Source organism: Phnomibacter ginsenosidimutans, assembly GCF_009740285.1.
GTDB lineage: Bacteria > Bacteroidota > Bacteroidia > Chitinophagales > Chitinophagaceae > Phnomibacter > Phnomibacter ginsenosidimutans.
Window position 1 is genome coordinate 1,838,602 of the sequence record NZ_CP046566.1, and the last position, 23,291, is coordinate 1,861,892.

17 protein-coding genes and 1 pseudogene are annotated in these 23,291 nt (G+C 46.3%); 13 read left to right on the top strand and 5 right to left on the bottom strand.

Annotation, left to right across the window (positions count from 1 at the left end; all coding sequences use genetic code 11):
• Positions 1-49: 49 nt before the first annotated feature.
• The gene (locus GLV81_RS07935) at positions 50-1,477 is read right to left on the bottom strand and encodes a tail fiber domain-containing protein (protein ID WP_197429030.1); all 1,428 of its coding nucleotides are present in this window, start codon (positions 1,475-1,477) and stop codon (positions 50-52) included.
• Positions 1,478-1,801: 324 nt separating this feature from the next.
• On the opposite strand from GLV81_RS07935, the gene GLV81_RS07940 reads away from it, so the two are divergent.
• From GLV81_RS07940 to GLV81_RS07955, 4 genes are all read left to right on the top strand, one after another.
• Positions 1,802-3,241, top strand: a complete 1,440-nt coding sequence (locus GLV81_RS07940) for a hypothetical protein (protein WP_157478364.1) — start codon at positions 1,802-1,804, stop codon at positions 3,239-3,241.
• A complete protein-coding gene (locus tag GLV81_RS07945) occupies positions 3,213-3,701 on the top strand; it encodes a hypothetical protein (protein ID WP_157478366.1) in 489 nt (162 codons plus the stop codon). Before GLV81_RS07940 ends, GLV81_RS07945 begins: the two co-directional genes overlap by 29 nt.
• A gap of 282 nt (positions 3,702-3,983) precedes the next feature.
• The gene (locus tag GLV81_RS07950; RefSeq protein ID WP_197429031.1) at positions 3,984-5,642 is read left to right on the top strand and encodes a sensor histidine kinase; all 1,659 of its coding nucleotides are present in this window, start codon (positions 3,984-3,986) and stop codon (positions 5,640-5,642) included.
• A 53-nt stretch (positions 5,643-5,695) separates the two neighbouring features.
• Positions 5,696-6,379: a LytR/AlgR family response regulator transcription factor gene (locus GLV81_RS07955; RefSeq protein ID WP_157478370.1), complete on the top strand. Its 684-nt coding sequence runs from the start codon at positions 5,696-5,698 to the stop codon at positions 6,377-6,379.
• Between the two features lie 200 nt (positions 6,380-6,579).
• Here GLV81_RS07955 and GLV81_RS07960 read toward each other — a convergent pair whose 3' ends face one another.
• Complete coding sequence (locus GLV81_RS07960; RefSeq protein WP_157478372.1) at positions 6,580-7,047, bottom strand: hypothetical protein; 468 nt, start codon at positions 7,045-7,047, stop codon at positions 6,580-6,582.
• Between the two features lie 49 nt (positions 7,048-7,096).
• Between GLV81_RS07960 and GLV81_RS07965 the strand changes: the two genes are divergently transcribed.
• Positions 7,097-7,780, top strand: a complete 684-nt coding sequence (locus GLV81_RS07965) for a hypothetical protein (protein WP_157478376.1) — start codon at positions 7,097-7,099, stop codon at positions 7,778-7,780.
• 106 nt (positions 7,781-7,886) lie between these two features.
• Here GLV81_RS07965 and GLV81_RS07970 read toward each other — a convergent pair whose 3' ends face one another.
• Together GLV81_RS07970 and mutS are read right to left on the bottom strand one after the other, a co-directional pair.
• Complete coding sequence (locus GLV81_RS07970; protein WP_157478377.1) at positions 7,887-9,680, bottom strand: AAA family ATPase; 1,794 nt, start codon at positions 9,678-9,680, stop codon at positions 7,887-7,889.
• Positions 9,681-9,970: 290 nt separating this feature from the next.
• Positions 9,971-12,598, bottom strand: coding sequence for a DNA mismatch repair protein MutS (gene mutS, locus GLV81_RS07975; RefSeq protein WP_157478378.1), 2,628 nt, complete (start codon positions 12,596-12,598; stop codon positions 9,971-9,973).
• Between the two features lie 69 nt (positions 12,599-12,667).
• On the opposite strand from mutS, the gene GLV81_RS07980 reads away from it, so the two are divergent.
• Positions 12,668-13,000 carry a DMT family protein gene (locus GLV81_RS07980; protein ID WP_157478380.1) on the top strand — a complete coding sequence of 111 codons (333 nt, stop codon included), beginning with the start codon at positions 12,668-12,670 and terminating at the stop codon, positions 12,998-13,000.
• Positions 13,001-13,745: 745 nt separating this feature from the next.
• On the opposite strand, the gene GLV81_RS07985 is transcribed toward GLV81_RS07980, so the two are convergent.
• Complete coding sequence (locus tag GLV81_RS07985) at positions 13,746-14,786, bottom strand: WD40/YVTN/BNR-like repeat-containing protein (RefSeq protein ID WP_157478381.1); 1,041 nt, start codon at positions 14,784-14,786, stop codon at positions 13,746-13,748.
• Positions 14,787-15,171: 385 nt separating this feature from the next.
• Here GLV81_RS07985 and GLV81_RS07990 point away from each other — a divergent pair, with 385 nt between their 5' ends.
• The 7 genes and pseudogenes from GLV81_RS07990 to GLV81_RS08015 all read left to right on the top strand — a co-directional run bounded on the left by GLV81_RS07990 (position 15,172) and on the right by GLV81_RS08015 (position 23,238).
• A complete protein-coding gene (locus tag GLV81_RS07990; RefSeq protein ID WP_157478384.1) occupies positions 15,172-15,912 on the top strand; it encodes a tRNA threonylcarbamoyladenosine dehydratase in 741 nt (246 codons plus the stop codon).
• A gap of 633 nt (positions 15,913-16,545) precedes the next feature.
• Positions 16,546-17,420, top strand: a pseudogene (locus GLV81_RS21185) (DNA topoisomerase IV subunit B family protein); the annotation flags it as partial.
• A gap of 189 nt (positions 17,421-17,609) precedes the next feature.
• Positions 17,610-18,245 carry a toprim domain-containing protein gene (locus tag GLV81_RS21190; RefSeq protein WP_281350827.1) on the top strand — a complete coding sequence of 212 codons (636 nt, stop codon included), beginning with the start codon at positions 17,610-17,612 and terminating at the stop codon, positions 18,243-18,245.
• A gap of 13 nt (positions 18,246-18,258) precedes the next feature.
• Positions 18,259-19,044 (top strand): class I SAM-dependent methyltransferase, encoded by a 786-nt coding sequence (locus GLV81_RS08000; RefSeq protein ID WP_157478386.1) that lies wholly within the window; start codon positions 18,259-18,261, stop codon positions 19,042-19,044.
• Positions 19,045-19,054: 10 nt separating this feature from the next.
• A complete protein-coding gene (locus tag GLV81_RS08005; protein ID WP_157478388.1) occupies positions 19,055-19,924 on the top strand; it encodes a DUF1835 domain-containing protein in 870 nt (289 codons plus the stop codon).
• A 24-nt stretch (positions 19,925-19,948) separates the two neighbouring features.
• Positions 19,949-22,462: a DNA gyrase/topoisomerase IV subunit A gene (locus GLV81_RS08010; protein ID WP_157478389.1), complete on the top strand. Its 2,514-nt coding sequence runs from the start codon at positions 19,949-19,951 to the stop codon at positions 22,460-22,462.
• Positions 22,462-23,238 (top strand): helical backbone metal receptor, encoded by a 777-nt coding sequence (locus tag GLV81_RS08015; RefSeq protein WP_157478390.1) that lies wholly within the window; start codon positions 22,462-22,464, stop codon positions 23,236-23,238. Before GLV81_RS08010 ends, GLV81_RS08015 begins: the two co-directional genes overlap by 1 nt.
• The last annotated feature ends 53 nt before the right edge of the window (positions 23,239-23,291 follow it).

The window sequence follows — 23,291 nt, forward strand, 5'->3', positions numbered from 1 at the left end:
AATAAGTTGATGTTGCAGAAATGTGATGCATGCAAAGGATGTAGTCAGGCTATCTGTTCTCTGTCATTTGTTGTATCAATTGCTTCAATTCGGTCAGTTCCTTTTTGAGTATATCGTTTTCTTTTTTTAATTCTTTGATGGCTTCAATGGTATAAGGAATCATGCCGCTGTAGTTCACACTTTTCACGCCGTCTTTACTGGTGGCTACCAGTTCCGGCATTTGCTGTTCTACCTGCTGTGCCAGCAGGCCTGTTTGCAAATGCTGATCCCGAAATGCTTCATTCCAGTGGTAATGATAGCCACCGAGCTGTAGCAGTTTCTGCAAACTGCTTTGCAATGGCTGAATGTCTTTTTTGAGTCTTGCATCACTGTTTTGCGTAAGCGTACCCGCCATGGTAACATTGCCGCTGCTGAACAACGAAAAAATAGTGGCATTGGCATCGTTGCGGAAAATAAAATCGCCCCCGGCCAGGTTGTTTTTAAATACCAGATCTGACGTATAAAAAATATTGGCGCTGGAAGTTGTATTATCATCTTCCAACCGGATATGCCGGTTATCTGAAATAACCCTCGCTTTAATATGCAGCATGGCTTGCGGCATTGCATTGGCTACGTTGATGCCTGTTTCTCCGTTCTTGGCTACAATGAAAGCATTCCGCCGGGCTGAGTTACTTGTTCCATTGCCGATTATAAATGCAGGATCTGAAGAGACTTGCGACGTAGCATTACTGTTGGCAATGGAATCATTCAGTTGGCCAATTGCTAAGGATGCGTATGCTTTAGCATTAGTTGAAAATCCCATAGATGTTGAGAAGTTTCCGGTAGCACTTGTACCATTTCCCATGGCTAAAGAAGCTACACCCAATGCATCGCTAAATCTTCCCATTGCAATCGATTCTGAACCACTTGCTACTGTTTGATTACCCATTGCAATTGAAGCATCTCCGAGTGCAAATGACCTTACACCTACTACAAAGGCATTTTCGCCTCTGGCAACTGTATTGTTTCCAAAAGCTATTGAACCCATTCCGGTTGCGGCTGCAGCAACGCCCATTACAATCGCATTTGGCCCAGAAGCATTAGAGCTAAATCCCATAGCTATACTTTGAATTCCGCTTGCCGTATTGCCAACACCAATGGCTGTAGATCTGTCTCCGGATGCGATTGTATTTCTGCCTAAAGCAATGGATAAGAAACCTGTATTTTCTTGATTCCATTGTGGGCCATCTACACGTCCTGCTCTAAAAGCGCCTTTGTCAGAATACCACATCATTCGGGTACCAGCGCCACTGAGCGGTGGTTTGCCAGCATTCAAAGTTGTATCGCCGCTAAACAACACACTGCTGTCTTTTACATGCAGCATGGCTTGTGGCGTTTTAGTGTTGATGCCTACTTTTCCTTGCGCCAGCAATGCTTGCGGCTGCTGTACAAATACCAATAGACTTACGAGTCCACTAGCAAGAAACTTCTGTTTCATAGGATTGAAAAGGGTGGGGTGATTTAAGATGCCCCAAGATACCTTTTCACACAAACAAGGCAATACCACTTTGGGCGTACGCATTGTTGTAATGTTTGTACAAGTTCAGGCACTGTTTGCGGGAGATATTGATAGAAAAAACATACTTCATGAAACGTCGAAGGTTCTCTGATGCATCATTGCAGGAATCTATCCCTAAAAATGCCATTCTATCCCGTTTATACATGCGTAATATCCTGGCCCGATTTCTTTGCGCAGCAGAAAGCAGGAAGCCGAAAATGCATTTTTAGAGTAGGCATTTTAAAAGGAGCAATATTTGAACTTATGCGATGGACAAAAATTTTTGTGGCGGGCATCTTGTGCATGCTGGCTATCACCAGTCAAAAACTAATGGCACAAGCCGGCTGCGAAGCAAAAGATGCAGCAATAAAGTATCAATCCAGTATGAACCCCGGCCAAAAGTTGCTGGAAAAAGAAAAAATGGTATCTGCCAACGGGCGTTATCAACTCAGAGCTACTACGGACGGGAACTTTGTGATAGAAGAAGTAGTGAATGCCGGTGACTGTTCCTACAAAGAAGTGTACCGCTTCCCGCTCCAAAATGGTGGCAGCAAGCCTTCGGTAGGTTTCTTCAGCTTCAATCCGGATGGAAACCTGTGTATGGATAGTAAAAATGGTAAAGGCTATTGCGCTACCACAGGCCGCGATGCAGCAGCGGCACTAATATTAGGAAAAGGTGTAAAGCTGGAAATGTCCAACGATGGCCGACTGAGACTCCTTGATAAGCAAGGCAAAGAAATATGGACAACCCCCATTCCTACAACCACCACCACACCCACACCTACCACACCTACTGCAGCCAAAGCCGGCTGCGAAGCAAAAGATGCTATCATAAAGTATCAATCCTCTATGACCCCCGGCCAAAAGTTGCTCGAAAAAGAAAAATTGGTATCGGCCAATGGACGTTACCAACTCAGAGCTACCACGGATGGGAATTTTGTTATAGAGGAAGTAGTGAATGCCGGCAACTGTTCCTACAACGAAATATTCCGCTTCCCGCTCCAAAATGGTGGCAGCAAGCCTACCATAGGTTTCTTCAGCTTCAATCCGGATGGCAACCTGTGTATGGATAGTAAAAATGGTAAAGGCTATTGCGTTACCACGGGCCGTGATGCTGCTGCCGCACTGATATTAGGCAAAGCGGTAAAGTTGGAAATTACCAACGATGGCCGCCTGATCCTTCTTGATAAAAAAGGCCAGGAAATATGGGCAACGAGATTTCCCGAAACCACATCGGTAAAACCGACTACACAGCCGGTACCAGTAGAATCAAAAGCTACGAATGAAGTTTTTACAAAAGGCAAACCCGTTTTGAGTTTTGGCGAAGACTTTGGTATCGGCAAAACCCTGACGTCGGATAACAACCAATACCAGGCCCGTATTGTAATACAAAAGATTGATGTAGGTAGTGGCCAAATATTGGAGCAAAACAGATTTGTGATTGAAAAAATTACGGTTCGTACGGTAAATGGGCAGCCCATAATTACTGAAAAAACCGAAATCTGGAACAAGCAATGTGCCGAAGCAAAAATTTTGACAAACGATAAGCCCAATTTTCAATCAAGGCGTTTACAGGATTGCTTTTATGAAGCCAAGTTGCCCCACAACGCTGTTGAGGTTCGTATGCCTTATGAAATGCATTTCGGACAAATAAAACTCGAGAACGACGGTTCTGATGAACTTAATTTACAATGGCCATTATAAAGTAAAGCTTTGCCCGGTGGTGAATGAGGCAGGAGAGTACAGCAAGTCTGCTTTGCATTTCCGGACTGGCCCTTTATTGACTTCGATGCTGCCACCCTACAACAAGTTGGAAGTTGGTCAAACTCTTACTTCCAACAACAACCAATTTCAGTGCACCATTACCCCCGACAAGCGTTTCATTATTTCGCAAATCACCATTGCTACAAGAGAGAATGGCGAAAAGTATATAGCCAGTAAGAAGGAAATTTGGAATAAGGAATGTACCGAAGGATTGCTGGAAATTAAGAACGCTAGCATACAGCCAAACTGCTTTAAGAAAGAAGTGCCGGCAGCGGATCCAACCAACCCCCAAAGACTCCCGTATGCAAGCAAATCGAGGGCATGGAAACTGGAGAATGATGGAACGATTAAATGGTATGATTTTGAAGGAAATAGCTTTGTTACCTGTAATCCAAATTAATGTAAACTGATTGGCAAAGAACCGAGTTGCTCTGCTTTGGCCACCACAAAATGCGGCCGTGAGCCGGGGTATTTGTCATAAGTTTACAGTTGATCATTAAAGCATGATGAATTTGTAGATAGCAAAAGGCTAAGGTGAAACGGATGTTGTGTTGCGGCTAAGGTTTATTCATGCTACATAGTGATTAACATGATCTAAAAGCAATTCATATCCGTGCGGTTTCTAACCATTTTCTTGTTGATGCTACTGATGTTGAGCCAGGATCTCCTGGCTCAACATCTTTTGCTGGAGAGGAAAATTGAACGCATCGATAGCCTGATGGACAAATATGCCAGCAATGGCGAGCAGGCAAAAAAGGAAGCGGCTGAATTGTACAAGCAGCTCACAACAAAATACAATACAGCAGCATTCAGGGGCTTTAAAATTGATGTGATGCTGCAACAAGCCATCCTCTATTCGCTCAGCGGCAGCCATCATCAGGCGCTTCAGTTGTCGTTGGAGGCACTGGATGAGGCTGAAAAATTCAAGTATCCCGAAAGGATTTATCGTAGTTGCTGGGTAGTGGCCATTATGTACGAGAATGGCAGGGATTATACCATGTGCAGAAAATACCTGGACAAAGCTTACCGTACTTATGAAGCCAATCAGCTGAATGAAGTGTACAGCACTTATTGCATTCGGATGTCTTCCTACTTCATGCGGGTGGAGCAAAAAGACTCAGCACAATACTTTGCATTTCGAGGATTAGATTCGGCACTCAAATACCAAAACAAACGCGACATCAGGGATGCCTATTTGCTGCTGGGTACGCTACTGGCCAAGCAAGATTACAAAGCCGCCGTTCGGTATAAACTGCTGGCTGCCGATCAGTTTATTCAGATTGAAGATTATGCAACGGCTGCGTTACAACTTACCGTTGCTTCTACCACGCTGTTGAATCAGCATCAAACGGAGGAAGCATTGAAGTACAGCGATACCGCCCTTTTGCTGTTGCAGCGCATGAACGTGCCGGTACCACCTTTAGTGTACCAACGGCGCAGCGAAGTGTTTGAGCAAATGAGGCGCATGGATTCAGCGTTGTATTATTATCAGCTGTTCCACGAAGGATATGTGGCTACGGAGAGCAAACAAGAGGCCGTACGGATAAAGCAGATCAGCGAAGAATACCAGACGGAGAAAAAAGAAGCCATCATCAAAAACAGAGAGCGGCAAATTTTACTCATCAGCTTGCTGCTGGCGGTGATTAGTATAGCCGCTGTTTTGTTGTATCGAAAAAACAGACGGATTCGGCAACAAAACAACATCATTGGCGAACAATTGAATGAGCTTACAAAAGCCGTGGAGCATAAGAAGGTGTTGCTGTCAGAACTGCAACACCGGGTAAAAAACAATTTGCAACACGTGATTAGCATTCTGGAAATTCAGAAAGAGTCGGTCGATTTTAATAACATAGAAGAAGTGCTTCGGGGCAATCAAAACAGGATTCATTCGATGGCACTGCTGCACAAAAAATTAAGAGTAACCGATACTGCAGACGAGGTAGATCTTCAGAAATACATTTGCGAATTGGCCGCCTTGGTAAAAGAATCGTATGATATCAGCAGTAAAAGAATAACCTTAGAAGTAAACTGTAACGTAGAAAAATGCTCCATTGCAAAAGCATTGCCCATTGGATTGATTATTACAGAGCTGGTCAGCAACAGCATGAAGCATGCATTCAAACATATTGGCATTGGCATCATTGAGATTGAATTGACTAAAGATGATGCAACGGGCCTCACCAGATTTTACTATGCAGATAATGGAGAAGGATTTGATTTTTATAAGAAAAGCGAGAAAGGATTGGGTCAGGAAATAGTGATGGGGTTAATTGATCAGTTGGATGGAACGGTAGAAACCAACAGCCAAAATGGTTTTGAGTTGACTATAAAGTTTGCGTGATAGGGTAAGCAGATGCGATCCTGCAGCTGCCATCAATGGTAAATTGATATGGTATGACGGAAAAGAAAATATTGCTGGTGGAAGATGATTTCCTCAACAGAAGGGTTACCAAAAAAGTGTTGGTTGAAAATGGGTATGTAACGCTTGAAGCAAAGAATGTAAGGGAAGCATTGGACATACTGAAAAAAGAGACCATCTCGTTGGTGATCCTCGATATTAATTTGGGCGAAGGGGAGCAAGATGGCATATCGCTGGGAGCGGAAATCAGCAATAAATATTCGGTTCCGTTTATTTACCTCACGGCGTATGAAAGCCCGGAGATGATAGGCAAGGCGGTAGATACTGCTCCGTACTCCTATCTCACCAAGCCTTTTAAGAATGTGGATCTGATAGCATCGGTGGAAGTGGCCATTCGGAAAGCTGCTGTGAAACATGTACCGAAAATAACCGTGAAGGATGAGCACTTTAAAGTAGAGCTGCGGGTGGATGACATTCTCTTTATTGAGTCCGACGGCAATTATCTGCTGTTTTATACCCATGAAAAAGTATATAAAACACGATCCACCATTAAGAAGATTGTAGAAGAACTCTCACCCGATGTATTTATTCAAACACATAGAGCCTATGTGGTAAATAAAACAAAGCTGACGAAGCTGAGTAAAAAGCATGTGATGGTATCGGACAAGTTGATTCCGGTATCTGAAAACTATCTCCATCTCTTAGAGGGAATGGGGTAGATGCGATGATTTGCATGCATTAATCCGGATTTTACTGGCGAAAGTGTGCTGCGCAGCAGGCCACTTGTGCCAGTTCAAATTTGCCCGATTGTATCGGGCGTTTCATAGACTGATTATGATTCTTCTGTTTACCCTTGATGTAAAATAATCTGGACACAGTCCGGCTGGTTTCTGTAGTCACAAGTGTTCCGCCTCGAGGGTTAATCTACATGCAGTAATCGCCAGGTACCTGATGCTAACATTTCGTAGGTGGCAACTGGCGTATGGTACTCTTGCTCGATGATTTCCCATTTACCATCAAATTGATTCAGTTCCTTATTGAAGGAACCTTCATAAAAAACAGTATGCCTCGGAATATCTTCAGCTACAAAGCTGTTGCCCCATTCATCTATTTCCAGATAATGGGCATAGGTCTTTTTAAAACTAATCAAATTGCCTTCTAAAAAGCCTGCTACAATGGCAACTTCACCTTCAGCGCCAACACCATCCCAATCAATAATTTTTCCAGAAAAGACGCCGTTGTTGTACTGCTCAATGAACAACCTGAATTCTACTTCCTGACCTTCCAGTAATTGGCCATAAGAAGCTCCATATGTATAGAAGCCTTGCCACTGTCCGACTGATAATTGGATATTCATTGTTTGAGTGGATAAATGTAATGGAATCATACTTTCTAAGCAGGCGAGGAGTAAGGACAGCATTTCGTATTTTCCATGAATGAAGCAACTTGTTTTGGTATCGTTGATGCTGATAGCCGGCCGGGTGCTGGGGCAAACCACTGCGGCACAGTCGAACCCGTTTTTGATGAAGATTGATGAAATGGGCCGGGTGTTGCCCAATGTGGGCAAAGACAACGTGAAGGGATTTCCCTTTTTGCACGAAGTAACCGCCAAGGGATGGGTGAAACTCAAAAACGGCAACCGGGTGAGTGGCTTCGATTTGCAGGTGGATTTGTACAACAATGCGTTGTATTTCATCTTCAACGGGCAATATTACCAGTTTGCCGAACCCGTGGCAGAATGCCAACTGGCTTTCCCCGACAACGACGACTCGTTGCGGTACCAGTTCCGTACGGGCTATCCGGTTTTTCGCGACAGACCGGCTACCACTTTGTACCAGGTGCTGGCAGATGGGCCCCGCTACCAATTGCTCAATTACATCCGCAAAAACAAAGTGGATATTGCTACCTACGGCACCACCATCAACCAGGAGTACAAGCAAACCAGCGAATGGTACCTGTATGATGTACAAACACAACAGCTGCAACCTGTGTCGAAGAAAACCAATCCTGCGACTGTCATCCGCCATCCTTTGCTGGCCGCCTATGTGCAACAGGCAGGCAAGCCCAAAACAGAACAAGACTGGCTGACTTTATTGAATTACATCAATATGCATGAGTGATGAGAGGTTATGTACCAATCCGGACACAGTCCGGCAGGTTTTTGTAGTCACCACTGACCCGCTGGTGCGGAACACTGGCACCAGAAGAGGGGCTTTTTGAATGTGGTTACTTTAACTTATCTCTTAAGGTTTCTAAAACCTTATTTACGTTATCTATTGTGTTTTGTTCAAGTAATACTATTTCATTTTTCATATAAAGTTCTTGTAGACTTCTGTTAAAAATTTTCTTCTGAAATGAATTGTCTGCTGGGTAATTTTTTGTCTGAATTACAATTTTATCATTATCTGAAAATAAATCTTCTGTTTCAAAGTTATCCCAAGTAGGGTCAATATTTTTATATGTAAGAACTAGGTCAGAGATGGTTTCCCCAAATACTTCTTCGTAACGTTTTTTTTGTTTTAGACCTTCTTTATCTGAATCTAATAAGACTAAGAATTTCCTGCCCCAGCCAAGATAAAGACTAATTAACGTCTCAAGATTACTTGAACTTGTACCCGGAATAAATTTTAAAGGATTAGAAGAATTTTGAATTATACCTTGAATGTAGTTGAAAGTATAGAAGTCGGTTTTCCCTTCCGTAATGATTACTTCTGGAACTAACTCAAGGTTTGTTGGTCTATAATCTAATACTTCAAGTATAGGTTGAAAGTAATTACTCTGATTTGGATACATTACAGCAAAATCTCTGTATCTACTAATTTTAATATTAGTATTTTTTGAATTGTATTTGACTTCGTCATCATAGTCAATTGCTTCGTTTTTAATTACAAAAGTGTTTTCTAGCCATTTAGGATTAATTAAGTAATGGCTGTGAGTTGTATAAATTACTTTCGGTAATTTCTCAAAACTTTTCAATAATTCAATTTGTGCTGAGGGATGAAGATTTGAAGCAGGCTCATCAAAAAGAAAGAAGGCGTTTTTGTTTTGTTTTCTATAGCTTCTAAATTGCGTTAGTAAGATGTAAACAAAAAACCATCTAAATCCTAGTGAACGCTCAATAATCCTATAAGTATCTACATCATCTTTAATGTTAAACTCTAGATAACAGCCATTTGAATCTTTTCCAGTAAAAAGAATGATTTCCGTTTTTGAAATCTCTTTATTAAATATCTGATTCCATTTTTTGAATATCACCTCGGTAAGTTGCTTTTGCATTTTACCAATAAGACTATTTAAATTACGTTTATCTTTTTCATCTTCTGATTCAATCCTTTTAATTAAATGGTCATTGATATTTGTATCATTTGATAATGAGTCTAAAACGTCTTGAATAATCGTTTGATAAAACTTATGTTTAGCTTCTTCATAAGTCTCTTCAAGGTAAATTCTTTCAGGAAACTCAAACAAAAAATTAGGGAAATATAATATACTGGGAAGTCTTTTTTTAATAATGGTATTTGCAAGCAACGCTTCTTTATTTGTTAAGCTTCTTATTTTTCTTTCTCTACCAACTATTCCTTTGAATTTATAATTCCATTGGTATTGTGTTTTATCTTTTTTATACTCTGAGTTTTCGAAATGATAACATTGAGTATAGCTGATGAAATTCGAGTATTCTTTTAATGCAATAGAGTTTTCCTTAAAAGCATTTTTAATTTCTTCAATATCATCGTTTTCTAGTTCGATTCCTGCTTCAATTAAAATTCTTCCATTAAAGTTGTCTCGCTTGTTTATTGGAATTAAATTGTGAATATCACCCACTTCATAATTGTCCAACTCAAGTGCATTAAGTGTTTCTGGTTTGTAAGCAAAGTAATTGATTGCCTCTAAGACCGTAGTCTTGCCACTTTCATTTAAACCTACTAGAGTAAAAACTTTACTATCCGAATTTTTACTTAAATCTAATCTTTGTGATTCAATTCCCTTAAAATTCTCGAATTTAAAGTATGTAAATTTCATATGTCTCGTTTGGGTTTTAGGTATAATTATAGATGACTCATAAATCAACGAAAGTCCCCCCCTACTTTTTTTACACTTCCGCAATTTTCATAATTACTTGTCTGTTCGGTAATTAATATAAAATTGCACTGCCTCCAAAAAACTTTCGCCAATCCCAATAGCGTTACCTTAAAAATCCCTCAGGTTTTTTACAATTCCAAATTCTTTTACAGGCAGGGGGTACTGGCACAAGTATAGCGCCAGCTATGCAGCAGCTTACGTTCCCGCCATCGGGGCATAAAGCAGCAGTCTTACTTCAATTTGTTTTTGATCTCGTTGAGTTTCAGCAAGGCTTCTACCGGCGTCAATCTGTTGATGTCTACTGCCTCGAGCATGCTGCGGATGTCGGTAAATACTTCGGTATGCGCATCAAAAATGCTGAGCTGCATTTGTGCATCGGTTTTGGGGGCTTGCAGCTGTTTTACTTTTTGCTGCATGCTTTGTCCTTCCTCGTTGTCGTGGGCATGTTTGGTTTCCAGCCAGCTCAGTATTTCATTGGCACGGTCTATCAGCTTTGGCGGCATGCCGGCCAGCTTGGCTACATGTATACCAAAGCTGTGGGTGCTGCCACCCGGCGCCAGTTTGCGCAGAAAAATAATTTTGTTGCCCACTTCGCGGTTGGTGATGTGGTAGTTTTTGATCCGCGGTAGTTTTTCTTCCAGCTCGTTCAGTTCGTGGTAGTGGGTAGCAAACAAGGTTTTGGGTGCCTGCGGGCAGTGGTGCAAATACTCGGCAATGCTCCACGCAATGCTGATGCCATCGTAGGTGCTGGTGCCGCGGCCAATTTCGTCGAGCAATACCAAACTGCGGCTGCTGAGGTTGTTGATGATGCTGGCGGTTTCATTCATCTCCACCATAAACGTGCTCTCGCCACCACTCAGGTTGTCGCTGGCACCCACACGGGTAAATATTTTATCGGTGAGGGGAATATGCGCCTCCGTAGCCGGCACAAAACTACCCATGTGTGCCATCAGGGTCACCAATGCTGTTTGGCGTAGCAAGGCACTTTTACCACTCATGTTGGGGCCGGTCAAAATAATGATTTGCTGTCCTTCGGGGTCGAGGTCAATATCGTTGGCCACGTATTGCTCTCCGGCAGCCAGTGTTCTTTCAATCACCGGGTGGCGGGCATCTTTTATCATCAATGCACTTCCGTTGTGCAGCACCGGTTTGCGGTATTGGTATTGCAAGGCATTGCCCGCAAAACAACAGAGGCAATCGAGTATCCCCAATACCTGACCGTTGGTTTGCAGCGGTGCCATGTAATCTTGCAGCTCACGAAGCAGTTCATCAAACAAGCCCTGCTCAATGGCCAGTATTTTTTCTTCGGCGCCGGTTATTTTTTCCTCGTAGGTTTTCAGCTCCGGGGTAATGTAGCGTTCGGCATTCACCAGCGTTTGCTTGCGTATCCAGCTGTCGGGCACTTTGCTTTTGTGGGCATTGGTTACCTCCAGGTAGTAGCCAAACACATTGTTGAAACCCACTTTCAACGAGCTGATGCCAGTTTGCTCTGCTTCGCTTTGTTGCAGGCGGGCCAGGTAGTTTTTACCATCGGTGGCAATGCTGCGCAGCTCATCCAGTTCGGCATGCACACCCGTGGCTATGAGGTTGCCCTTGCCGGCCGCCACCGGCGGATTGTCTACCAATGTACGCCGTATATTGTCCGACAATAACGGACATGGATTTAAGGCGTCGGCCAGCCGTTGCAAATAATCATTGTTTTGCTGGCTCAGGCTTTGCTTGAGCACCTCAATTTGTTGCAGGCCTTTGGCCAAATGCAATACTTCCCGTGGGTTGATTTTTTTGAGCGGCACTTTGCTCACCAGTCGCTCCACATCGCCGCACTGCTTTACCGATGCCTGCACTTGCTGGCGGGTATCGGTGTGGGCAATCAGCCATTCCACCGCATCCAGCCGCTGGTTGATTTTGCCGATATCGCTGAGGGGCATCAGCAGCCAGCGTTTCAGCAGGCGGGCACCCATCGGCGACACGGTATTGTCGAGCACATCGAGCAGACAGCGTTGGTCGCTGTTGCCATTGCCCACCAGTTCGAGGTTGCGAATGGTAAAGCGGTCCATCCACATGTGCTCATCGCGGTTGATGCGCTGCACATGCGTAATGTGTTGCAGGTTGGGGTGCTCGGTTTCTTTGAGGTAATGAAAAATGGCACCGGCGGCTATGATGCCATGGCTCATTTCTTCCACCCCAAAACCTTTGAGGCTGTGGGTGCCAAAATGCCGCAGCATGTTTTCCCGGGCAAAGGATTCATCAAAAATCCATTCGTCCAGTGCGTAGGTATAAAACCGGTGACCGAAAGTTTCTTTGAAACGCTTTTGGTATTGCCGTTGAAAAACCACTTCGGCAGGCTGCAGGCTTTGCAGCAGTTTGTCGGCGTATTCTTTATCGCCTTCGGCAATGAAAAATTCGCCGGTAGAAATATCGAGAAAGGCGAGGCCAATTTGATTGTCGTCTTTGAAATGCAGGCCTGCCAAAAAGTTGTTGCGGTTGTGTTCGAGCAGCTTGTCATTGGTAGCCACGCCGGGCGTTACCAGTTCGGTTACGCCACGTTTCACAATGCCTTTTACCGTTTTGGGGTCTTCCAGCTGATCGCAGATGGCAACCCGGTAACCGGCTTTTACCAGCTTGTGCAGGTAGGTATCGAGGGCATGGTGCGGAAAGCCCGCCAGTTCATTTTCGCTGGCGCTGCCATTGTTGCGCTTGGTGAGGGTGATGCCCAGCACCTGGCTGGCCACCACGGCATCCTGCCCGAAGGTTTCGTAAAAATCGCCTACGCGGAACAGCAGGATAGCATCGGGATATTTTTGCTTGATTGCCCGGTGCTGCTGCATCAATGGAGTATCTGAACTGCCTTTTGCCATGGGCGCCAAAAATAGGGCAGTGGTCAGGCTGTTTGGCGCTACTTTGCAAGCCAATTATACACATCTTTTATGCGTACCATCTTCTTGCTGCTGGCCTCCAATATTTTCATGACCATTGCCTGGTACGGCCACCTCAAAAACAACAATATCCCTTTGTGGAAAGCCATTTTGGTGAGCTGGGGCATTGCGTTTTTTGAGTACTGCCTCATGGTGCCGGCCAACCGCTTTGGCTATACCTTGTCGGGCTTTTCGGCTTTTCAGCTCAAGATTATTCAGGAAGTGATAACGCTGCTGGTGTTTACGGTGTTTGCCGTGCTGGTGCTGAAAGAAAAAATGGAGTGGCGCTACCTGGCCAGCTTTGCCTGCGTGATGGGAGCGGTGTATTTCGCTTTTAAAAAGTAGGGGCAACAAAAAGGGGCCGCCTGCATCCCGCAAACGACCCCGGTTTCCCTGCTGCTTTACAGAATGATAGATGGGGCTGGAAAGCGAAGGTTTAAAACCGGGATGAAAAATTTTTGGGACATGGATACATGGGCCGCGGATTGGCGGGATGGGGCGGATGTGCATGGATGTTGACCTGCTGTCGCAGGCCTCCCGGCCGATGTTGGTCGCCGACCAACATCATTTTCGATTTGTTTGTCCTGTTGTTGGTCAGCGACCAACAAAGGCACAGGACAGCAAGATTGTTGGCCGCAGATTCACGGATTTATGTTTGGCTTGATTTGTACAATTACAATCAGTGCATTCGTGGCTGAAATAGAACAAACGTGGCTGCAGATACAAGGATTTGCAAGAATGTGTGGGTTAAGCCCTGAAAGGGCGATAATAATTTAGCCACGGGTGTAGCCCGTGGAAAAGTCAACATCACACAACAACCCAAGCCCAGCAGGGGCGAAAATTATTCGAAGTGGTTGCTATTCTGAAACGAGTAACCATTCGTCACAGGCCGGGAGGCCTGCGACAGAAACCTCCCTACCGATGTTGGTCGCCGACCAATATCATTTTCGATTTGTTTGTCCTTTTGTTGGTCAGCGACCAACAACGGCACTGATTATTTGGCTTGAAGGTTGATTAAATAAGTTAATAACCATTCGTCACAGGCCGGGAGGCCTGCGACAGAAACTTCCGTGCCTCTGTGCGAAACAAATTACTCCTGCATTTTTCCCACGTACCCTCTGGCACCTGCCAGCAACACCAGCTTACCTTGCTTAGCCTGCTGCACCACATGGTAGGGGTGCGGGTTAATCTTTTGCCACACGGGCAATTGTCCGGGGCTGAAGACCGCTTTTTGTTTTGTAATAGAAACACCCGGAACGCCAGATGCAATGAGCCGGCCATCGGACAGTTCGGCAATGCAGCTGGCATAGCCGCTAAACGCCTGCAAAGGTTGGTGCGGCGTGGGCCACTGCGGCGACATCACCGCCAGATTGCTGTCGCTTACCTGTGGCGAAGTGTAGTTGCCTGCCGCCATCACAAAACCACCACCATGCCATAAGATGCTGTTGCCACCCGTCATGGTTTGGCCTTGCGTAAGAGCCACTTTGCCGCCAAATTGTTGGTTTACCGTCAGGTCGAACAGGTGGAGCTTGCTCACTTTGCCCCCGGTAACGAAAGCACCCCGCAGATTGCCGGGCTCGGGCACCAGCAAAATATTGGTGCCACTGGCGGCAAAGCAGGCTTCGCCGGGTTCTGCTTTGGGCCGGGCCTGTATGGGTACTTCGGTCCAGCTGCGGCCAGCGTCGGTGGTTTGCAGCATCCAGAAAAAGCCGTCGATGGGATCGCCGAGGCATACGCCGGTATCGCCGGCAAAAGCCATGGCATCGAGAAACATGCCGGGCAAATCTGACCGGTACACGGTTTGCCAGCTTTGGCCGCCATCGCTGGTGCGGAGGATGATACCCGGACTATCTACCGCCATAGCCACGGCCGTTTGGGCATCAAAGCCTTCAATATCCCTGAAGTCGCGTTGCTCAAAACCCTTGGGGTGCAGCCATTGCCAGTGTAGGCCACCGTTGGTACTGCGGCCAATGGTGCCGCGGCTGCCACTTACCCAGGCTACTGAATCATTTACCACACTCAGGCCCCGAAAGGAAACCTGCCGCTGGCTGCTGTCCAGCACTTGAATGGATTGGGCGATGCCGGAAAAAACAACGATGGAAAAGGCCATCAGGAGCAAGACTTGTTTCATGCCATAAAGATGCGGGATTGGGAGAAAAATGAAATCGAGCCGGGTAGATTCTACCTCAGATTTTGTGAACGTTTTGAAATCACGAATGCGAAGTGTTCACAAAAAGATGGATGAATGTTGTGAACGTTTTGAAATTAGGAATCGAAAGTGTTCACAAAATCATGCGATGGGTTTGATGAAACGGAGTAGCAGCACTACAAGTAAACGCCTCCGTTTTTTCTGATAAAGTGTTTCAGAAAAGGCTTCGATTCTATTTTCCTATCTATGCTTTCTCCTAATAATGCAATTTCGCAGCCCAACCACAGACGACCGGCCTCAGTCAACCGACGACCGAAACCCCCACACAAATCAGACATCAGCAATCAGACATCAGAAATCCTCGATTATGGTTCCTTACTGGATGAGCAGAACCCAGCTGCTGCTGGACGATGAGAAAATCAGCACCCTCATGCAAAAGCATGTGTTGGTAGTAGGCCTTGGCGGCGTAGGCGGCATTTGTGCCGAAATGATAGCCCGTGCCGGCGTCGGCAAAATGACCATTGTAGATGCCGACGTGGTAGACCTCAGCAATTGCAACCGCCAGATTCCGGCACTGCATTCTACCGCCGGCCAAAGCAAGGCAGAAGTCATGGCGGCCCGCATCCGCGACATCAACCCCGATATTGAACTCACCGTGCTCAACGAGTACCTGAAAGAACCCCGCACCCGGGAAGTGCTTCAATCCACTCATTTCGATTATGCGGTGGATTGCATCGATACCCTCAGCCCCAAAGTGTTTTTCATACAGGCCTGCGTGGAGCTGGGTATTCCCATAGTAAGCTCACTGGGCGCCGGCGGAAAGGTTGACCCACTGCAAATCACCATCACCGATATAGCAGATACCCACCAGTGCAACCTGGCCCGCTATGTTCGCAAACGGCTCAACAAACTGGGCATCCGCAAAGGAGTAACCGTGGTGTTCAGCCCCGAGGAAGCCGACCAAAGCAAAATCATCGTCACCGAAAAAGCGTACCCAAAAAAATCCATCATTGGTACCATTAGCTACATGCCAGCTATGTTTGGCTGTATGGTAGCCAGCGTGGTTATCCGCAATTTGTATGGCGAGGAAGTGGCCATGCGGTCGTAGAATACCTCACCATTTTTTTTGAAATCGAAGTTTCAGTCAGTTTAAAATTGAATAGGCTAAAATTTACTTCATCAAATAAAACAGGGGGAGGAGTTGGCTCGGCAATCCCGATAGCTATCGGGAGGGCGGAGCCTTCGGGTTTGCCTTGAATTTTCTTTGGTTACTTTCTTTTTTCAAGAAAAAGTAAGTGACAATGCTGAGATTGGAACCAACAGGAGGATGGAGAAATGATCCGAAACAAGAGGATTTCATCGTTTTCTATTTCGTTTTACAGACTATTAAACTTCAGTATCGTACTGGTTTTGCCCAAACCGGCAAATGCAGCTATGCACAAACAATCCATGTGCATAACTTGAAATGACCCTCCAATTGGGCTGCCACCTATTTTTGCCCACATGCTTAAATGCTAAAAATTTTAGGCATATTGCACCCCCCGATCAATTCCAACTTATGGCTGAGGAGAAAGCAATGTTTGAGTACAACGAAGACAGTATTAAAACCCTGGAGTGGCGGGAGCATATCCGCTTACGCCCGGGTATGTACATTGGTAAGCTGGGCGATGGCGCCAGTCCCGATGACGGTATTTATGTACTGCTGAAAGAAGTGGTGGACAACTGTATAGATGAACACACCATGGGCTATGGCAAGCATGTAGATATCAATTTGTCGAAAGAGGGATTGGTGAATATTCGTGACTACGGCCGCGGTATTCCGCTGGGCAAGCTGGTAGATGTGGTGAGCAAAATCAACACTGGTGCCAAGTACGACAGCAAGGCTTTCCAGAAAAGTGTGGGCCTCAACGGGGTGGGTACCAAAGCGGTCAACGCCCTCAGCCACAGCTTTAAAGTAACAGCCTACCGCGACGGCAAATGCAAAACAGCCGAGTTTGAACAAGGCCGCCTCATCCGCGAATCGAAGGAAGAAAAGACCACCGAATCCAATGGTACCGAAGTGACCTTTTTGCCCGATGATACCGTCTTCAAACATTTTAAGTATCAGACAGAATTCATTGAAAATCAACTGTGGAACTACTGTTACCTCAATGCAGGTTTGGTGATCAATTTCAATGGCAAACGCTATGTGAGCAAAAACGGTTTGCTCGATTTGCTGCAGCGCAAAACCAATGAAGATGAGCTGCGCTATCCCATCATTCACCTCAAGGGCGAAGACATTGAAGTAGCCATCAGCCACAACAACGACTACGGCGAAGACCTGTATTCATTTGTAAACGGGCAGTATACCACGCAGGGCGGTACACACCAGCAGGCTTTCCGCGAAGCCTTTGTAAAAACCATCCGCGACCATTTCAAAAAGATTACGACGCCTCAGATATCCGCACCTCCATTGTAGCCGCGGTGTCGGTGCGGGTGCAGGAGCCTGTGTTTGAAAGCCAGACTAAAACCAAACTGGGTAGCCAAACCGTGTTTGAAGGCGGCCCAAGTATGCGCAACTTCATTGGCGACTTCCTCAATAAAGAACTCGACAACTACCTGCACAAGAACCCAACCATTGCCGATGCCTTGAAAAAGCGCATTGAGCAAAGTGAACGGGAGCGGAAAGAACTGCAGGGCATTAAAAAAATAGCCAACGAAAGAGCCAAGAAAGCTGCCCTCAACAATAAGAAGCTCCGGGATTGCAACATCCATTTCAACGATACGCCGCCGGCCAAGAATAAGGAAGTGTTTGAAGAAAAAAAGGTGGCCAGCACCTTGTTTATTACCGAAGGTGATAGTGCCAGTGGCTCCATCACCAAGGCCCGTGACGTAGATACACAGGCGGTGTTCAGCCTGCGGGGTAAGCCGCTCAACTGCTTTGGCCTCACCAAAAAAGTGGTGTACGAAAACGAAGAATTCAACCTGCTGCAGCATGCCCTCAATATTGAAGATGGCCTTGATGACTTGCGCTACAGCCGCATTATTCTGGCTACCGATGCCGATGTGGATGGTATGCACATCCGCCTGCTCATGATGACTTTCTTCCTGCAGTTCTTTCCCGATTTGGTGAAGCGTGGCCACCTGTTCATTTTGGAAACGCCGCTCTTTAGGGTACGCAATAAGCAGGAAACCATTTATTGCTACGACGAAAAAGAAAAGCAGGCAGCCATTGCCAAGCTGGGCAAGAATCCTGAAATCACCCGCTTCAAGGGTTTGGGTGAAATTTCGCCCAACGAGTTTGGCCAATTCATAGGCAACGACATTCGACTACAACCGGTGCTGCTGGAGCAGGGCGACCATATACAGCAATTGCTGGAATACTACATGGGCAAAAACACCATGCAGCGCCAAGAGTTTATCATCGACAACCTGCGGGTAGAACTTGATTTAGTAGATTAATTTTAGTAGGCAAATGCTTGAATTTCATACAGATTATAAACGATACTTCGACATTCAGCTGGAGAATGCCCGCCGGTCGGTGATTCCATTTATTGAGCAAGGCAAACCGCTGAAGCCCGGCATGCAGTTGTTGGAAATCGGCTGTGGTCAGGGTAGCCTGTTGCGGGCATTTGCCGAAAAAGGGCTGCAATGTGTAGGGGTAGAAATGTACCCATTGTGGCTCGAAAAAGCCAACGAATGGCTGCAACCCGAACTGCAAAGTGGGCAGGTGCGGCTCATCAGCAGCAATATTTATGATGTAAATCCGGAGCAGGATTTGGGCACTTTGTTTGATGTCATCGTATTGAAAGACGTCATCGAACATATCCACGACCAGCCCAAACTCATTGCTTGGATGAAAACCTTTTTGAAGCCGGATGGGGTTATCTTTTTTGCCTTCCCGCCGTGGTACATGCCTTATGGTGGCCATCAGCAGGTGTTGCACGGATGGTTGGGCAAAACCCCGTACTGGCACTTATTGCCCATGCCTGTTTTCAAATGGCTCCTCAAAACCAACGGCCACAAACCTGATGATTTGGTGGAAATAAAAGAAACGGGTATTTCCATTGAGCGGTTCGAACGCATTTTGCAACAAAGTGGCTACCGGAAAGTAAAGGAGCAGCAATGGCTCATCAACCCCGTGTATGAATACAAGTTTGGGTGGAAGCCTAAAAAGCAATGGGGGCTGGTAAATGCGCTGCCTTTCCTCCGTAATTTTTTCACGACCTGCAGCTACTACCTGGTGGCTGCCCAACGATAAAACGAGCACTATGATTCATATTGTGTTTAATGAACCCGATGTAGCGGCGTTGCTGCAGGCCATAGCACTCGACGAAAGTTTACAGGGCGATGTGCAGGTGATTAAAGATGATTATGCCGTTGGCCCGCTGGCAGCGATGGACGATGCCGAAGGCTGGAAAGCTCGCCGCGACTGGTGGCGCATGCTGCTGGCCAGCACCGGCGAAGAGAATGTGGACGAACGCCTGAGCATGGTGGATGATAAAATGACCTTGCACAACCTTACCAAGGCCCTCGATGAAAACGAACAGGAAGTGCTGTGGATTTGGGCGGCGCAAAACAAACACGATGTAAGCGGCTATTACTGGCTCATCAGTCAGCTGCAGCCATGGCAGGGCCGGGTGTTCATTTTATACCTCAACAACCTGCCTTTCCTCAGCGATAAGGGCGGTATTTTTTACCCCCAATGGCTGAGTGAAATACCCGCCAAAGAGTTTTTAAAAGCCAAAAAACTGGCTCGCCTCGTTACCCCCAGCGAGTTTGAAGTAGACATAGACGAATGGAAAAAACAATGCCGCGATGGCCAAATGGTGCGGCTGCTGGAAGGCGGTAAAAAGCTGGGGCAAACCACCGAAGACTTTTATGATAAAGCCCTCGCCAAATATGTGCACGGCGATTTCAGTAAAGGCAACAAAATCATCAACCAGTTTTTGAGCAAGGAAAAAGAAACCACCGGCGATGTGTACCTCACCTGGCGCCTCAAGCAATTGGTGGAGCCCAACGGTTGGGAGGTGAAGGGCGACCTGAACAAAACCGTTCGTGATTTTGAACTCCGCAACCCGGCCATGCCTTCGCTTAAAAAGAAAGGCGATGCCGCCGAAGAAGCAACCACAGAAGAATAAACCAGCAAAAGAGGAAGCGATATTATGTCAGCGTTTGATCCAACCAAGGCCAATGAAAATGAACTCACCGGGGTGAGTGATTTGTACAAAGGCTGGTTTTTAGATTATGCATCGTATGTGATTTTGGAACGGGCCGTGCCGGCTGTAGAAGATGGACTGAAGCCCGTGCAACGCCGCATACTGCATGCCATGAAGGAAATGGATGATGGCCGCTACAACAAGGTGGCCAACATTGTGGGCCAGAGCATGCAGTACCACCCGCATGGCGACATGAGCATTACCGATGCCCTGGTAAACATGGGCCAAAAAGACCTGCTGATTGATACACAGGGTAACTGGGGCGATGTACGCACCGGCGACGATGCGGCCGCTGCCCGTTATATTGAAGCCCGCCTCAGCAAGTTTGCGCTGGAAGTGGCTTTCAACGCCAAAACCACGGAGTGGCAGCTGAGCTACGATGGTCGCAAGCAGGAGCCCGTCACCCTGCCCATGAAGTTTCCATTGCTGCTGGCGCAAGGGGCGGAGGGCATTGCCGTAGGCCTGTCTACCAAAATTTTGCCGCACAACTTTATTGAGCTTTGCGATGCGGCAGTGAAATATTTGAAAGGCAAACATTTTGATCTCTATCCCGATTTTCAAACGGGTGGCCAGATTGATGTAAGTAATTACAACGATGGCAAGCGGGGCGGCAAAGTGCGGGTTCGTGCCCGCATTGAAGAGCTGGACAAGAAAACGCTGGTGATTCATGATGTGCCGTATGGCGTAACCGTGAGCAGTCTTATCGACAGCATTACCAAAGCCACCGAAGCCAAAAAAATTCAGGTAAAAAAAGTAACGGATGTAACTGCAGCTGATGTTCGCATTGTGGTGGAATTACCCGCCGGTACTTCTACCGATATTACTATTGATGCGCTGTATGCTTTCACCGATTGTGAGGTGAGCATTTCGCCCAACGCCTGTGTGATTATCGATCAGAAGCCAAGGTTTGTAACGGCTACCGATTTGCTGAAATGGAGCACCGACAATACCAAAGGCTTGTTGCAAAAAGAATTGCAGATAAAACTGGCCGAGCTCAACGAAAAATGGCATTACACTTCGTTGGAAAAAATCTTCTTCGAAGAAAAGATTTACAAAGAGCTGGAGAAGAAGCATGAAACATGGGACAAAGTGCTGCAGTCCATCGACAAGGCTTTTGCCCCTTTTAAACCACGACTGAAAAGAGATATTTCAAAAGAAGACATCATCAAGCTAACGGAGAAGCCAGTGCGGCGTATTTACAAACTCGACATCGACGAACTCGATCAGCAAATCAAGGGTATTGAAGGAGAGATTGCGCAGGTGCAGTTCGATTTGGACCACCTGAACGATTACGCCATCAAATACTATGAAAACCTGAAAGCCAAGTTTGGCAAGGGCCGCGAACGCAAAACGGAAATCCGTTTGTTCGATACCATTCAGGTGCGGCAGGTAGCGGTGGCCAATGCCAAGCTCTATGTAAACCGGGCAGAGGGTTTCATTGGTACCGGCCTCAAGAAAGATGAGTTCGTTACCGATTGTTCCGACCTCGATGATATCATTTGCATTACCAAACGAGGCACCATGAAAGTGGTGCGGGTGAGTGACAAAGCCTTTATTGGCAAAGACATTATCCATGTGGCAGTGTTCAACAAAAACGATGAACGCACTACTTACAACATGATATATGTGGATGGCAAAAGTGGCGTGAGTTTTGCCAAGCGTTTTCAGGTAGGTGGTATTACCCGGGATAAGGAATACGACCTTACCAAAGGCACCGACAAGAGTCGGGTGCATTACCTCACGGTAAATGCCAACGGCGAAGCAGAAGCGGTGCGGGTAAACCTGAGTCCTACTTGTACAGCCCGCATCAAAGAGTTTGAATTTTACTTTGAAGAGCTGGCGATAAAAGGCCGTGCAAGTTTGGGCAATCAGGTTACAAAGTATCCCATCAAATCGGTGCGGTTTAAAGAGGCCGGCCGCTCTACCCTCGAAGGCCGCCGCCTGTGGTACGACGACCAGTTTGGCCGTATCAACACTGACGAAAAAGGTTTGTACCTCGGCATGTTTGAAGGTGACGACAAACTGCTGGTGATTTATACCAATGGCACTTATGAAATCACCGATCAGGAACTGACACAACGTTTTGAAGCAGACAATGTATTGCTGATAGAACGCTTCGATCCCGAACGCATTATCACCGCCATTTACTTTGATAGCGACAAAGTGCAGTTCAACATCAAGCGTTTTAAAATTGAAACCACAACACTCAAAACCAAGTTCCAGTTTATCAAAGAAGGCAAGGATAACTACCTTGAATTGGTGACCACCGATGAAGAGCCGACCCTGATTTTGAAAACCGGAAAAGGTGCCACTGCCGAAACGCAGAAATTGAAAGTAAGCAGCCTGATAGATGTGATGGGTTGGAAAGCCGTGGGCAATAAACTGGTAGATAAGAAGGCCGTAGAAATGGAGTGGGAGCGACACGACGGACCACCCACGCAAAAAGAATTGTTTGAGTAATGCTGCACAGCTGGCTACTTCCCGAAGGTATGGCTGCTCCTGAGCAGGCAAAGCGCATTGTGTCGCTGGTGCCCTCGCTTACCGAGTGGTTGCATACGCTAGGGCTGGAGGAGGAAACTGTAGGCATCACCAAGTTTTGCATTCGCCCCGATGAATGGTTTCGGCAAAAGACCAGGGTTGGGGGCACCAAAAATGTACATGTGGATGAGCTCCTGGCGTTGCAACCAGATTTGGTGATTGCCAGCAAAGAAGAAAATGTGGCTGAACAGGTGCAATCTATTGCACAGCAAGTGCCTGTGCTGCTTACGGATATAGAGAACCTCGAAGATGCTTTGGCCAGCATGCAACTGATTGCTGACATTGCCCATCGGAGTGAAGCAGCAAAAGCGTTGTTGGCGCAAATTCAAATGGATTTTGCCACCGCTTTACCGCAGGCCGGCCGGGCTTTGTACCTCATTTGGCGGGAGCCATACATGAGTGTGGGTAGAGATACCTTCATTCATGCCATGTTGCAAATGGCCGGTTGGGAAAATGTATGCGGGTATCAAACCCGTTATCCAACTTTCACATTGGCAGAAATGCAGGCATTACAACCCGATGTGTTGCTGCTGAGTAGCGAACCATTTCCATTTAAAATTAATCACGTGCTGGAGCTGTCGGCTCATTTTCCACACACCCGTATTTGCCTGGTAGATGGCGAAATGTTTAGTTGGTATGGCAGCAGGCTGTTGAAATCCATGTCGTATTTCAAAGAGTTGCACCGGCAATTGACCTAATTGGAGGTTCCTGAATACCAATATGCTGAGTTTGTACAAGAGTCTTTACTTTT

Coding starts and splice junctions, on each gene's coding strand:
- GLV81_RS07935 (WP_197429030.1), bottom strand. CDS start 1,477: ATGAAACAGAAGTTTCTTGCTAGTGGACTCGTAAGTCTATTGGTATTT.
- GLV81_RS07940 (WP_157478364.1), top strand. CDS start 1,802: ATGCGATGGACAAAAATTTTTGTGGCGGGCATCTTGTGCATGCTGGCT.
- GLV81_RS07945 (WP_157478366.1), top strand. CDS start 3,213: ATGAACTTAATTTACAATGGCCATTATAAAGTAAAGCTTTGCCCGGTG.
- GLV81_RS07955 (WP_157478370.1), top strand. CDS start 5,696: ATGACGGAAAAGAAAATATTGCTGGTGGAAGATGATTTCCTCAACAGA.
- GLV81_RS07960 (WP_157478372.1), bottom strand. CDS start 7,047: ATGATTCCATTACATTTATCCACTCAAACAATGAATATCCAATTATCA.
- GLV81_RS07965 (WP_157478376.1), top strand. CDS start 7,097: ATGAAGCAACTTGTTTTGGTATCGTTGATGCTGATAGCCGGCCGGGTG.
- GLV81_RS07970 (WP_157478377.1), bottom strand. CDS start 9,680: ATGAAATTTACATACTTTAAATTCGAGAATTTTAAGGGAATTGAATCA.
- mutS (WP_157478378.1), bottom strand. CDS start 12,598: ATGGCAAAAGGCAGTTCAGATACTCCATTGATGCAGCAGCACCGGGCA.
- GLV81_RS07980 (WP_157478380.1), top strand. CDS start 12,668: ATGCGTACCATCTTCTTGCTGCTGGCCTCCAATATTTTCATGACCATT.
- GLV81_RS07985 (WP_157478381.1), bottom strand. CDS start 14,786: ATGAAACAAGTCTTGCTCCTGATGGCCTTTTCCATCGTTGTTTTTTCC.
- GLV81_RS07990 (WP_157478384.1), top strand. CDS start 15,172: ATGGTTCCTTACTGGATGAGCAGAACCCAGCTGCTGCTGGACGATGAG.
- GLV81_RS08000 (WP_157478386.1), top strand. CDS start 18,259: ATGCTTGAATTTCATACAGATTATAAACGATACTTCGACATTCAGCTG.
- GLV81_RS08005 (WP_157478388.1), top strand. CDS start 19,055: ATGATTCATATTGTGTTTAATGAACCCGATGTAGCGGCGTTGCTGCAG.
- GLV81_RS08010 (WP_157478389.1), top strand. CDS start 19,949: ATGTCAGCGTTTGATCCAACCAAGGCCAATGAAAATGAACTCACCGGG.
- GLV81_RS08015 (WP_157478390.1), top strand. CDS start 22,462: ATGCTGCACAGCTGGCTACTTCCCGAAGGTATGGCTGCTCCTGAGCAG.